At 51.4% G+C, this 12,985-nt stretch carries 10 protein-coding genes; 9 read left to right on the top strand and 1 reads right to left on the bottom strand.

Annotated elements, in window-relative coordinates:
• The first annotated feature begins 43 nt into the window (after window positions 1–43).
• The 3 genes from H583_RS0119310 (at window position 44) to ppk1 (ending at window position 3,111) form a co-directional block, all read left to right on the top strand.
• Entirely contained in the window at window positions 44–532 is a 489-nt protein-coding gene (locus H583_RS0119310) for an acyl-CoA thioesterase (RefSeq protein WP_028561910.1), read from the top strand.
• Window positions 533–549: 17 nt separating this feature from the next.
• Window positions 550–939 carry an FxsA family protein gene (locus H583_RS0119305; protein WP_036709972.1) on the top strand — a complete coding sequence of 130 codons (390 nt, stop codon included), beginning with the start codon at window positions 550–552 and terminating at the stop codon, window positions 937–939.
• A 108-nt stretch (window positions 940–1,047) separates the two neighbouring features.
• Window positions 1,048–3,111 (top strand): polyphosphate kinase 1, encoded by a 2,064-nt coding sequence (gene ppk1 / locus H583_RS0119300; RefSeq protein ID WP_028561908.1) that lies wholly within the window; start codon window positions 1,048–1,050, stop codon window positions 3,109–3,111.
• A gap of 249 nt (window positions 3,112–3,360) precedes the next feature.
• On the opposite strand, the gene H583_RS0119295 is transcribed toward ppk1, so the two are convergent.
• Window positions 3,361–4,881: a Ppx/GppA phosphatase family protein gene (locus H583_RS0119295; RefSeq protein WP_028561907.1), complete on the bottom strand. Its 1,521-nt coding sequence runs from the start codon at window positions 4,879–4,881 to the stop codon at window positions 3,361–3,363.
• 380 nt (window positions 4,882–5,261) lie between these two features.
• Here H583_RS0119295 and citZ point away from each other — a divergent pair, with 380 nt between their 5' ends.
• The 6 genes from citZ to H583_RS0119260 all read left to right on the top strand — a co-directional run bounded on the left by citZ (window position 5,262) and on the right by H583_RS0119260 (window position 12,913).
• Window positions 5,262–6,374, top strand: coding sequence for a citrate synthase (gene citZ, locus H583_RS0119290; RefSeq protein ID WP_028561906.1), 1,113 nt, complete (start codon window positions 5,262–5,264; stop codon window positions 6,372–6,374).
• Between the two features lie 141 nt (window positions 6,375–6,515).
• The gene (gene icd, locus H583_RS0119280) at window positions 6,516–7,808 is read left to right on the top strand and encodes an NADP-dependent isocitrate dehydrogenase (protein ID WP_028561905.1); all 1,293 of its coding nucleotides are present in this window, start codon (window positions 6,516–6,518) and stop codon (window positions 7,806–7,808) included.
• 32 nt (window positions 7,809–7,840) lie between these two features.
• Complete coding sequence (gene mdh / locus H583_RS0119275; RefSeq protein ID WP_028561904.1) at window positions 7,841–8,782, top strand: malate dehydrogenase; 942 nt, start codon at window positions 7,841–7,843, stop codon at window positions 8,780–8,782.
• A 160-nt stretch (window positions 8,783–8,942) separates the two neighbouring features.
• Window positions 8,943–11,111, top strand: a complete 2,169-nt coding sequence (recQ, locus tag H583_RS0119270; RefSeq protein WP_028561903.1) for a DNA helicase RecQ — start codon at window positions 8,943–8,945, stop codon at window positions 11,109–11,111.
• Between the two features lie 60 nt (window positions 11,112–11,171).
• Complete coding sequence (locus H583_RS0119265; RefSeq protein WP_028561902.1) at window positions 11,172–12,122, top strand: sugar kinase; 951 nt, start codon at window positions 11,172–11,174, stop codon at window positions 12,120–12,122.
• Between the two features lie 2 nt (window positions 12,123–12,124).
• Complete coding sequence (locus H583_RS0119260) at window positions 12,125–12,913, top strand: DeoR/GlpR family DNA-binding transcription regulator (RefSeq protein WP_028561901.1); 789 nt, start codon at window positions 12,125–12,127, stop codon at window positions 12,911–12,913.
• Window positions 12,914–12,985: the final 72 nt, after the last annotated feature.

Raw genomic sequence — 12,985 nt, 5'->3', positions numbered from 1 at the left:
GCTCTTGATTTATATTCAGGCTCAATAGGAGAGTGAAGAAATCATGCAAAGACAGATACAGGGAGCCCGCTGGCATGTTCATCCATTGAGGGTGCGCTATCAGGAGACCGACAAAATGCAGGTTGTGTTTCATGCTAACTATGTGAACTGGTTCGAGATTGGAAGGACGGAATGGGTCAGACATGCGGGCGTACCATACGCTGCAATTGAAGAGCAGGGCATGCTGCTTCCGGTGACCGAGCTCAATTGCCGCTTTGTAAAACCGGCCCGCTATGATGATGAAATTGTAGTTTGCACCCGAATGAAGGAATTTTCACCGCTCAGATTAACTTTTGAATCCCAAATCCGTCTTGTGGGAGAGAATAAGGAGGAGGCAGGCGGCCTGCACGCGGAACCTCCGGGAGAGCTGCTTGTAGATGGAGGAACTCGTCATGTATGGGTAAATCAGGAATTTCGGCCTGCACGGCTGGATAAGGCGGCCCCGGAATTGTACGCCTTGATTCAAAGGGCTGCCGCAGACGATAATAGATAGAAGGGGGTGCAAAGCACATGAAATGGGTAATTGGACTTCTTCTTATTCTGCCGATTATTGAAGTATGGGGAATAATCAAGGTGAGCGCGTGGATCGGAGGCTGGCCGACCTTCTTTTTCATATTGCTTACCTCAGCGACGGGTGTCTATCTGGCCCGCCGGGAGGGGCTTAGAGTGTTCCTGGAGGCGCAACGGCAAATGCAGAGCGGACAAATTCCCGGACTGATGATGCTTGATGGCTTATGCGTGCTGCTGGGCGCATTTCTTCTTATCGTTCCGGGATTTATTACTGACCTTGTCGGATTTTCTTTAATTTTTCCCCTTACCCGTCCGTATTATCGGGGTCTGTTGCTCGGATGGATTGAAGCAAAAGTGCGCAAAGGCAATGTGAGTATCCGCAGATGGTAGTGATAATCTGCCCTTTTTCGTTTATTTTACATTCCCATCACAATTCATTAACATCCATTTAACAAAAGGATAGGATAATGATGGCATATACGGGGGAGGAAATACGTCATGACAAAGCAGTTATCCCACTATGTCAACAGGGATCTAAGCTGGATTGAGTTTAACCGCAGAGTGCTTTCGGAGGCTCACCATCCGGACACGCCATTGCTCGAGCGAATGAAATTTTTGGCAATCGTATCGAGCAATCTGGATGAATTTATGAGTGTCAGGGTTGCTGGCATTCAGGATCAGATCAAGGCAGGCTATCATAAAAAAGATTTTACCGGCTATACGCCCGGAGGACTGTGGCGAAGACTGCTGAAGCATACATCAACGATGGTGTCTGAACAGTACCGGACCTACAGGGAGACACTGCGCGGATTGGAAAAGGAAGGTATCCGCTTCCGCAAACTGCAGGATTTGACTCCAACCCAGCAATCGGCAATGGAAATCTATTTCAGGGAAATTGTGTTTCCCGTTCTTACCCCTATGGCTGTAGACCAGAGCCGCCCGTTCCCGCTCGTACATACCAAAGAGCTTTATTTGGCTGTATTGCTGCAAAAGGTAGGCTGCGGGATGGATGAGGAACCGCTCTTTGCAATTGTACAAGTACCGTCTATTTTGTCCCGTTTGGTGCAGATTCCGGGAAAAATAAGCAGCAAACGAACAGAATTCGTTCTGCTGGAAGAATTAATTGAGAAGCATATGGATACGTTGTTCAATGGCTATATACCGGTCACAGTAAATCCGTTCAGATTAACCCGCAATGCGGATCTGACGCTCGATGAAGAAGGGGCGGAAGACTTGCTTGAGGAAATTGAGAAGGAGCTGCGCAGACGCCGGTGGGGGATGCCGGTACGTCTGGAGATTGCAAGAGGCATGCACCCTTATGCGCTGCAGACTCTCAAGGAAGAGCTGGAGATCGGAGACAATATTATTGAAATTGATGGTCCCCTCGACCTCAGCTTTCTGATGAAGCTGAATGGGCTGGTTCCCGGCCGTGAACATCTTCGCTATGAAAAGCTGGAGCCTGTCTACCCGGCTGAATTCGAGGAATCGGATGACTTGTTCGAGGTCATCAGACGCCGGGATGTACTGCTGTACCATCCTTATGAATCCTTTGAGGCGTTCAATGATTTCGTCACGCAGGCGGCCGAGGACCCTGATGTATTAGCTATCAAAATGACACTCTACCGTGTAAGCGGCGATTCCAAGCTGGTACAGGCACTGGCCAATGCTGCGGAGCAGGGCAAACAAGTAACGGTTATCGTCGAGCTGAAGGCACGGTTCGATGAAGAGCGCAATATTGCCTGGGCAAGACAGCTGGAGAAGGCTGGCTGCCATGTTGTCTATGGACTGATCGGGCTCAAAATTCATGCCAAGATGGTACTGGTTGTCCGCCGTGAAGAGGATGCTCTCAGACGCTATGTTCATGTCGGCACGGGAAATTATAATGAGAGTACGGCCAAGCTCTACACCGATATCGGGCTGTTCACTTCTCATCCCGTTATCGGAATTGACGCATCGGCTTTATTTAACGAGGTGACGGGCTATTCGGTTCCGCATAATTGGAAAGCCTTCGCGGCAGCCCCTACAAATTTGAAGGAGCGGCTGTTTGAGCTGATTGACCGGGAGAAGGAGCATGCGCTTGCCGGGCGCCCTGCGAAGATCATTGCCAAGATGAACTCCCTGTCCAATCAGGATATGATTGACAAGCTGTATGAGGCTTCTCAAGCAGGGGTTCAAATTCAGCTCATTGTGCGCGGCGTATGCTGCTTGCGTCCGGGGGTTCCGGGGCGAAGCGAGAATATACGCGTTATCAGCATTGTGGACCGTTTCCTGGAGCACTCCAGGGTTGTCTTTTTCCACAATGGCGGCGAGGAAGAAGTTTATCTGTCCAGCTCTGACTGGATGACCCGCAACCTCTCCCGCCGGGTCGAGCTGATGTGCCCGGTTCTGGATGGCGAGCTGCGCAACATTCTAATCAATATTTTGATGCTGAATCTGAACGATAACGTCAAGGCGCGCGAGCTGCAGCCCAACGGAAACTATGTGACCGTTGAGCGTGAAGGCTCTACGTTCCGCAGCCAATTCAAAGCTATGGATATCACTTCTTGGAAAAGCCTGATTTGATCAATGGGCAACCGATAAGCAGGGATGCTGTCTTGAAAATGCTGCAAAAGGGCGCTGAACTTGGGTTAATCGAGATAACTGTCAGAGCGCGGAGGAAATAAACCGTCTGGCAAGTAAATAGCCGTTATAGCAAAAGCCGCTGATTGTCATTAAAATGATGATCAGCGGCTTTTTTGGCAAACTTTCAAGTGAAGAACCCTTCATTTTGCAGTCGGGGCTCTGCCTGAACGGTTCCGCTCTTCAGAGCGCCTAGCAGGGGTACAGGACAGGCTGGAGCCCCCAAGCTTTGGCAAAGTCCTCGGCAAGCGACTCAACCTCCTGACGCTCCACTGTGAGCGGCCCATTACCTACCAGAGGCTGGAGGTGGAGCGTATTCCCGTCTGCCCGCACACTGAGCTGCTTCAAGGTCGGCGTTTCGCTCCGGTTCAGTGCAATCGCCAGCTGCAGCAGCGTCCCAAGACGAATCATATGCTCCAGATCAGACGGCTCAAGCAGGCTTTCATAGGGAAGCATGTTCTGCCGCAGCCGTTTCTTCGTCTTGTACGAGGCAATCCCGGCTGTCAAAATAATTTCCCGGTGCGACAATCCGTTCAGCGAAGAATTGATTATCAGATAAAAGGTGTGCCCCTCATACCTGTAGTAATCAATACTGGCTCCGATCCGGTGCAGGGTAGCCGCAGCTTCCACCCATCGGCCGGCGCGTTCGGGAAATGGGACGGCCGCGGCCAGTTCCATGAAAATCTGTTTTGCCGTCTGTTTCACCTGTTGAATGTAGGCCTGTGGTGCTTCCGGATGCAGGGCGGCCAGATTGCTTACGCTGTAATTCAGCACATCGGGCAGCAGCGGCTGGCCCGCAAAGCGTGAACTGAAGAACAGCCCGTCGCGCAGTCCTGATCCGCAGATTAGGAACGAAGAGGCCATGCATGCCTTGTATATCGCATTCAGCACAGCGAGACCCGGCACAATAACATCTGCACGGTCCTTGGACAAGCCGGGGAACTTCTTGCGTTTATCGAGCGGGAGCTGGCGGAGCACTTCCAGCAATTCGCCTGCCATGCGGCCCTCAACAGCATAATTATGCGACTGGGCAAACGGGTAGCGCTGACGGGCATGAACCAGCTTGCCGAAGGCACGGGCAGTCCCGCCGACTGCAATAAGCGGCAAGCCGGCACCTTCCTGCATCCAGGGCTCACCCGCTATTGCCTGGGCTACCAGCGCCTCCAGTGCCAGGGTCTGATCCTTGTCCATCTGGCCACCATTTGTAAAGCGCCTGGCCAGGCTGACACAGCCAAAGGGGAAGGAGACCGTACGAATGAGCTTGCGGCCGCGGAACAAGGAAAATTCCGAGCTGCCCCCTCCGATATCTACCAGATACCCGTCTTCAATATCCAGACTGTTCATCGTACCGAGAAAGCCATACTCCGCTTCTTCCAGACCTGAGAGCAGTTCAATGGACAGCCCCGTTTCCTCTTCAAGCTTTGCCAGCACCTCGGCACTGTTGGCCGCATTGCGGACAGCCGCCGTTGCAACTGCGCGGATAGAGCCGGTATGGTGGAGATTGCAGAGCAGGCGGAAATGGTTCAGAATGTCGATAAGCTGCACAATTGCACCTGCTTCCAGGTTGCCCTTCTCATCTACCTGCTGGCTCAATCTTGCTGCGCGCTTGGCCCCGTCTATGACCCGATGGGCTCCATGAACCGTCCGCTCATAAATGACAAGCCGGATGGAATTGGAGCCGATATCAATAATTCCAATGCGCTGTTCCTTCATTCGGTCCTCCATAGTTTGGAATAGAATACCTCTATTCTAACATTGTCGGCAGCAGGAAAAAAAGCATTTCGAGAGCTTGTCATAAAATGCCTGGAAAAGGGAAAAATGTTGGAATGCGTCATCAAAATAAAAATTTATGAAGGCGATAAACAATTTTATTTGATGAAAGAGTTCACTTCCCTGGCAAAATACTTTATTATTAAAAGGACGTATTGTTTTTAGTAAATATAAGCAGGCGTAATAGAACACCTGTTATGCGGGTTTGTATTTTCTACTTGCGAAAATGAGCTGAGCCTCTTCCATATGCGGCACAGCCGTTTACGCCTAACACGAAATTTGGAATTTTTGAAGCCAATTCTTTCGTAAAAGGAGAGAGAAACATGACAGCTACCAAGGGACTGGAAGGAATTGTAGCAACAACTTCGTCAATCAGCTCCATAATTGATGGCGCCCTTACGTACCGCGGCATTGATATTGATGAACTGGCAGAGCACGCTACATTCGAAGAGGTTGCTTACTTGCTCTGGTATGGCAAGCTCCCGAACCAATCCGAACTGGACGAGCTGATCGGACAATTGGGCGCGTATGCTCCTATAGCAGATCAGGTCATCCAGCAGATCAAGCTTTACCCTAAGGATACCAATTCAATGGCGGCATTGCGCACAGCTGTATCCAGCCTGGCGCTTTATGACGAGAATGCCAACGAGATGTCCCAAGAAGCCAATCTTCACAAGGCCATCAAATTGCAGGCCCAACTGCCGACTGTTGTGGCCGCTTTTGCACGTATTCGGGAAGGCTTGGAGCCGATTGCTCCAAAGCAGGGTGTGTCTGTTGCCCATAATTTCTTATACATGCTGTCGGGACAAGAACCGGATGAAGTAGCAGTGAAAGCGCTTGATCAGGCTCTTGTGCTGCATGCTGACCATGAGCTTAATGCTTCAACCTTTGCCGCCCGTGTGACGGTCGCGACTCTCTCTGATATTTATTCCGGTGTCACCTCTGCAATCGGAGCTTTGAAAGGCCCGCTGCATGGAGGTGCCAACGAAGCCGTTATGGTCATGCTTGAAGAAATCGGTTCCCTCGACAATGTCGAATCATACATTCAAGGCAAGCTGGACAACAAAGATAAAATTATGGGCTTTGGTCATCGTGTCTATAAGAACGGAGACCCGCGCGCCAAGCATTTGCAAAAGATGTCCCAGGAGTTGGGCAAGCTGACCGGCAATTTGGAACTGTTTGAAATGTCCGTGCGTATTGAGAGCATTGTAACCGGACAAAAGGGTCTTAAGCCTAACGTCGATTTCTATTCGGCTTCCGTGTATACAGCTCTCCAAATTCCGCGCGACCTTTTCACGCCGATCTTCGCGATCAGCCGTCTGTCGGGCTGGACTGCCCACATTCTCGAGCAATTTGAGAATAACCGCATCATCCGTCCGCGTGCCGAGTATACCGGTCCTGTAGGCCAGCATTACATTCCGATAAATGAGCGTTAATTGATTGCAGCCTGGGCAGCCGGAAGACTGGCTGTGCAAGGTGTGCCTACCACAGGCCGGAGCGGGCCGATTGTCCGCTTTCCGGCTACCGTCATGCTTAAATATTACTTATCATATAAGGATTAAGAGGAGGAAATTTTAATGGCTTTTGAAAAATTTGCACTTCCTACTGAAGGCGAGAAAATTACAATTGATAACGGCAAACTGCAGGTTCCGAACAACCCGATCATTCCTTTCATCGAGGGTGACGGTACAGGCCGTGACATCTGGCGCGCGTCCAAGCGTGTACTTGACGCTGCAGTAGAGAAAGCGTACAACGGAGAGAAGAAGCTGGCTTGGTATGAAGTATTTGCCGGTGAAAAAGCATTTAATGAATACGGTGAGTGGCTGCCTGCAGATACACTGACTGCTATCCGTGAATATATCGTTGCAATCAAAGGGCCTCTGACTACACCAATCGGTGGCGGTATCCGTTCCCTGAACGTTGCGCTTCGCCAGGAGCTTGACCTGTACACTTGCCTGCGTCCTGTCCGTTACTTCGACGGCGTTCCATCGCCTGTTAAACGTCCTGAGCTGGTTGATATGGTTATCTTCCGCGAGAATACAGAGGATATCTATGCAGGCATTGAGTATCAGGAAGGCTCTGCAGAAGTGAAGAAAGTTATCGAGTTCCTGAAAACTGAAATGGGCGTTAACAAAATCCGTTTCCCTGAAACTTCCGGTATCGGAATCAAGCCTGTTTCCGCTGAAGGTTCCAAACGTCTGGCACGCGCTGCTATTGAATATGCAATCAAGCATGGCAGAAAATCCGTGACATTGGTTCACAAAGGCAACATCATGAAATTTACTGAAGGTGCGTTCAAAAACTGGGGTTATGAAGTAGCAGAGCAGGAGTTTGCTGACAAAACCTTCACATGGGGCCAATACGACCGGATCAAAGAAGCTGAAGGTACAGAAGCAGCTAACAAAGCACAAAAAGATGCTGAAGCAGCAGGCAAAATCATCGTTAAAGATGCGATCGCTGATATCGCGTTGCAGCAAGTTCTGACTCGTCCGACTGACTTTGATGTCATCGCAACGCTGAACCTGAACGGCGACTACCTGTCCGATGCACTGGCTGCACAAGTTGGCGGAATCGGTATCGCTCCAGGAGCGAATATCAACTACCTGACTGGACATGCAATCTTCGAAGCAACTCACGGTACTGCGCCTAAATATGCGGATCTGGACGTTGTAAACCCTGGTTCCGTTATTTTGTCCGGCGTAATGATGCTGGAGCACCTGGGCTTCCAGGAAGCTGCTGATCTGATCTACAAAGGAATGGAAGCTTCCATCAACAACAAAACTGTAACTTACGATTTTGCCCGTCTGATGGAAGGCGCTACAGAAGTAAAATGCTCCGCATTTGCTGACGAAATTATTAAAAACATGTAGTTCCATTACAATTCCGGAGGTAAAAACAAGAGATGGCTATAAAACGTCATAAAATTACGGTCGTAGGCGCTGGCTTTACCGGAGCAACGACTGCTCTGATGCTGGCTCAAAAGGAACTTGGGGATGTTGTGCTCGTCGATATACCGCAGCTTGAGAACCCGACCAAGGGTAAAGCGCTCGATATGTTGGAATCTACACCTGTACAAGGCATTGACGCCAGAATTACAGGCACATCCAACTATGAAGACACCAAAGATTCCGATGTTGTCATTATCACAGCAGGAATTGCCCGCAAACCGGGGATGAGCCGTGATGATCTTGTGAATACGAACGCCGGAATCGTAAGAAGCGTGTGTGAAAATGTTAAAGCAACCAGCCCGAATGCGTATGTGATTATTCTGAGCAACCCGGTTGATGCAATGACCTATGTTGCAAATGAAGCACTCGGCTTCCCGAAAAACCGTGTCATCGGACAGTCCGGCGTGCTGGATACGGCCCGCTACTGTACCTTTATCGCACAAGAGCTGAACGTATCCGTGGAGGATGTCCGCGGCTTCGTGCTTGGCGGCCATGGCGATGACATGGTTCCGCTTGTACGATACTCCAACGTAGGCGGTATTCCAATCGAGAAGCTGATTCCTTCAGACCGCATCGAAGCGATTGTACAGCGAACGCGTGTAGGCGGCGGGGAAATCGTGGGCCTGCTCGGCAACGGCAGCGCCTATTATGCACCGGCTGCGTCGCTGGTTCAAATGACAGAAGCTATTCTAAAAGACAAAAAGCGGATTATTCCGGTTATTGCTCTTCTGGAAGGCGAGTATGGCTACAACAATCTGTTCATGGGTGTTCCAGTCATTCTGGGCGGCGACGGGATCGAGAAAATCTTCGAACTGGAGCTGACCGGGGCGGAAAAGGAAGCTCTTGATAAATCTGCTCAATCCGTACGCAATGTGATTCAAGTCATTACGGGCTAGAACAACATAGAAGACCCTGACAGCTGCTGCCAGGGTCTTCCTGTTTACAACCGGGCGATACGCCGCTGCTTTTTCTTTATGAAGCCGGCTGTTATTGGCCCTGAACCCTGTCAATTACCGGACTTGACCGGAATTGCGGGCTCGGTAGAAAGGGGAACATATGCTGGATCAAGCAAGACATCTGCTTAAGCGCGTCTACGGGTATGATGCGTTCCGTAAAGGCCAGGCAGACATAATAACCGGCGTCATGGAGGGGAGGGATACGCTGGCGATCCTGCCGACTGGCGGGGGGAAATCGGTCTGCTACCAAATTCCGTCCATGCTGCTCGAAGGAACGACACTGGTGGTCTCTCCGCTTATTTCCCTGATGAAGGATCAGGTGGATGCGCTGAACCGGCTTGGTGTTCCGGCGGCCTACCTGAATAGCGCTTTGTCGGCAAGCGAGTACAGAGATGTGCTGCGCAAGGCTGCGGGAGGGGAATACAAGCTTCTTTATATTGCGCCGGAGCGGCTTGATGCTCCGATGTTCGCTTCACTGATGGAGCAGATGCAAATTCCGCTGATTGCCATTGATGAGGCTCACTGTGTCTCTCAGTGGGGACATGATTTCCGCCCGAGCTACCGTCAGCTTGCTGCGTGGATCGGACGAATGAAACAGCGTCCGCTTGTAGCTGCGTTCACAGCGACGGCGACTCCAGAGGTTGCCAAGGATATCGCGGCGATGCTCTCGCTGCATGATCCGAATGTATTCGTGACCGGCTTTGCACGCTCTAACCTGTCATTATCCGTGGTAACCGGAGCGGATAAGAAAAGATATCTGAAGGAATTCATCGCCCAGCGTGCTGACCAGTCTGGCATCGTCTATGCAGCTACCCGCAAGGAAGTGGATAGTGTATATGAAGAATTGCGGAGACAGGGCATTCAAGCGGTGAAATATCACGGCGGCATGTCTGATGATGAGCGCGTTGATTCTCAGGAGCGCTTCCGCTATGATGAAGCGCGAGTCATTGTGGCTACGAATGCCTTTGGGATGGGCATTGACAAGCCCAATGTGCGGTTTGTCGTCCATTATCAAATGCCGGGAGATATTGAATCGTATTACCAGGAGGCAGGACGTGCAGGACGGGACGGCGAGGAAAGTGATTGTGTTCTGTTGTTCGGCTCACAGGACATTCAAGTTCAACGCTTCTTGATTGAACAGGGAGCTGCGGATGAAGGGCGCAAGGCAATCCAGCTGAACAAGCTGTATACGATGATGAACTATGCCCGTACAGAGCGCTGTTTGCAGCAGTTTATCGTTGAATATTTCGGTGAGGCGGATGTGCCTCCCTGTGGCAAATGCGGAAGCTGTCTGGACGAGACAGAAGCTGTGGATGTGACCGGGGAAGCACAAAAGGCGTTGTCTTGTGTAGGCCGGATGAAGGGCCGCTTTGGTGTTGCACTTGTGGCCAAGGTACTTAAGGGGTCACGTGAGAAGCGGATTATCGAGTTTGGCCTGGACAGGCTTACAACCTATGCGCTGTTTCAGGATTGGAACGAGAAGGATATCGTTGAGTGGCTGTACTGGCTTGTAGCCGAGGGTTACTTGCGGGTCAGCGACGGGACGTATCCGACCGTCGGCCTGACATCGAATGCGCTGCCAGTGCTTGAGGGCAAACAGCAGGTATTCCAGAAGCGCAAGCCGCTCAAGCAACGGGTTGTAAGACAGCTGTCCGGTCAGGATTCGCCTCTGTTTGGTGCGCTTCGCCAGTGGCGCAAGGAAGCCGCAGCTCTGGAGAATGTACCGCCATTTATTTTGTTCTTTGACGCAACCTTGCGGGAACTGGCAGACATCCGGCCTGCTGATGAGCAGGAACTGCTTGCCATCAAGGGCGTAGGCGCAGCCAAGGCAGCGAAATATGGCGTTGCATTGCTGGAGATCATTCGCGGGTTTGAAGGAGGCCAAGCCTCAGCTGGCAAGCTGGCGGCAGTCTCATCTGCAATGACAGACCGGCCCCGGCCGAACCGTTCAGCTTCAGGGCCGGAGGATGAAGGCCGCCCGAGCCATCTGATTTCTTATGATATGTTTTGCTCAGGCTCAACGGTTGATGACATTGCCAGCGAGCGTGGGATGGGGAAGGTAACCATAGAGGGCCATATTATCCGTTGTGGGGAAGAAGGCCATGAGCTGGATTGGGAGCGGATCATCCCGTCCGAATGGGAGCTGCTTATCGTTGAAGCGGCAAAGGAGCATGGTACTGAGAAGCTTAGACCATTAAAGGATGCGCTGCCCGATGAAGTAACCTATTTCGCTATACATGGAGTCATTTGCAAATATCAGCTTAAATAACCGGTATCGCATGTTTTGACTTTACATAGACATAGGCGCGACAGGGGGATACAACAAACAATGAATTCACCGGATTTGATTACCTTTGGGGAAACAATGGCCTTGTTCATGCCGGCTGAGGATAAGGGACTGGAACGGGCGGGTCAGCTTGTACAGGGCTTTGGCGGTGCGGAGAGCAATGTAGCCATCGGCGTGGCCAGGCTGGGCGGGTCAGCAGGCTGGTTTGGCTCGCTTGGAGCTGATCCGTTCGGCACCATGATCTATAAAACTTTGCGCGGCGAAGGGGTGGATGTGTCGCGGGCAAGCATGGTGGAGGGGGAATCCACAGGATTAATGTTCCGTGAACGGATTGCCGGACGGACCTCGGTCCATTATTACCGCAGGCATTCTGCAGCCAGTAAAATGCAGCCGGATTATTTGGATGAGGCCTACATTCGGGGCAGCAAGCTGCTGCATGTGACGGGAATAACGGCTGCACTGAGCAGCAATTGCCTGGACACCTTGCACCGGTCTATTGAGATTGCCAAATCCGCCGGTGTAAAAATAAGCTTTGATCCTAATCTTCGGCTGAAGCTCTGGACTATCGAGGAGGCAAGAGCTGTACTGCTTCCGATGGCGGCAGAGGCGGACTATTTTTTGCCGGGCTGGGATGAGCTGCAGCTTCTCTATGATACGGATAATTTGGATCTGGTACTGGAGAAGCTGTCTGCGCTCAAGGCCGTTTGCATCATTAAGGGTGTTGGAGAAAAGACCATTGTTCTGGAGAAGGGTGTCCGTATAGAGGTGCCGTTTTTCCCTGCCAGGGAAGTGGTCGACACTGTAGGGGCAGGAGATGCCTTCTGTGCCGGCTTTCTCTATAGTATACTGAAGGGGCAGAGTGCCCGGGAAGCTGTGGAGGTAGCGAGCATCAACGGCTCGCTGGCTGTCCAAATGAAAGGTGATTGGGAGGCACTCCCGGTCTGGAGCACGGTCGAGCAGGAGCTCGGCAATAAAGCATGGGTGGAGCGGTAAGTATGAATGAATCCCAAGGATCAAAGGGACAGCGGCGCAGAGAGCAGATTATGCAGCTGCTCAAGCGGCAGGGCCGGTTGACCATACAGGAAATTGTAGATCAATTAGGCTGCTCCGAGGCGACAGCCAGACGCGATCTGGAGGCGTTGGAGAAGACTGAGCCGCTGATTCGTACGATCGGCGGAGCATTGTATAGAGGAATGCATGCCCCGCATGATCTGGCCTTTGCGGAGAAGACAGAAATCTCCTATCTGGAGAAGGAAAGAATTGCAGCCAAGGCGGCTTCCCTTATACATGAGGGTGATGTTATCGGGCTTTCCGGCGGAACAACCAATTATTTGCTCGCCAAGATGCTGAAGATCCGGCGCGGCATTACGGTCGTGACCAATGCCATCAACATTGCAATGGAGCTGGCAGGCAGCGATATTCAGGTTGTAGTAACCGGAGGCATTATGCGCCATAACAGCTTTGAGCTGTGCGGGCCGCTTGGAGAAGGCATGGTCTCGCATTTAAATATCGGCAAAATGTTTATCGGTGCCGACGGGATTACTGCCGATAGCGGAATTACGGTATACTCCGAGCAGGAGGCACAGATCGCCAAGGCGTTGCTGCAGCGGTCGCGCTGGACGTATGCGCTGTTTGACCATACGAAAGTCGGGCACACATCGCTGTTTTCTATTGCACTTCCCCAGCAGTTGCATGGATTGATAACCGACCGGAAGCTGCCGCCGGAACTGGATTCCTCATTTGCGCAGCACCAGTTGGAAATCCATGTTGCTGAAGAAAATTAAGGGCTCTGCATACGGCCCGGTCCAAAATCCAACCCGATTTGGGTTGGATTTTTTTTATAACTATTGCGTCCA

The sequence above is a fragment of the Paenibacillus pinihumi DSM 23905 = JCM 16419 genome (assembly GCF_000422505.1).
Classification (GTDB): domain Bacteria; phylum Bacillota; class Bacilli; order Paenibacillales; family Paenibacillaceae; genus Paenibacillus_D; species Paenibacillus_D pinihumi.
This window is presented reverse-complemented; position numbering and strand designations above follow the sequence as displayed.

Coding starts and splice junctions, on each gene's coding strand:
- icd (WP_028561905.1), top strand. CDS start 6,516: ATGGCTTTTGAAAAATTTGCACTTCCTACTGAAGGCGAGAAAATTACA.
- H583_RS0119265 (WP_028561902.1), top strand. CDS start 11,172: ATGAATTCACCGGATTTGATTACCTTTGGGGAAACAATGGCCTTGTTC.
- recQ (WP_028561903.1), top strand. CDS start 8,943: ATGCTGGATCAAGCAAGACATCTGCTTAAGCGCGTCTACGGGTATGAT.
- mdh (WP_028561904.1), top strand. CDS start 7,841: ATGGCTATAAAACGTCATAAAATTACGGTCGTAGGCGCTGGCTTTACC.
- citZ (WP_028561906.1), top strand. CDS start 5,262: ATGACAGCTACCAAGGGACTGGAAGGAATTGTAGCAACAACTTCGTCA.
- H583_RS0119305 (WP_036709972.1), top strand. CDS start 550: ATGAAATGGGTAATTGGACTTCTTCTTATTCTGCCGATTATTGAAGTA.
- H583_RS0119260 (WP_028561901.1), top strand. CDS start 12,125: ATGAATGAATCCCAAGGATCAAAGGGACAGCGGCGCAGAGAGCAGATT.
- ppk1 (WP_028561908.1), top strand. CDS start 1,048: ATGACAAAGCAGTTATCCCACTATGTCAACAGGGATCTAAGCTGGATT.
- H583_RS0119310 (WP_028561910.1), top strand. CDS start 44: ATGCAAAGACAGATACAGGGAGCCCGCTGGCATGTTCATCCATTGAGG.
- H583_RS0119295 (WP_028561907.1), bottom strand. CDS start 4,881: ATGAAGGAACAGCGCATTGGAATTATTGATATCGGCTCCAATTCCATC.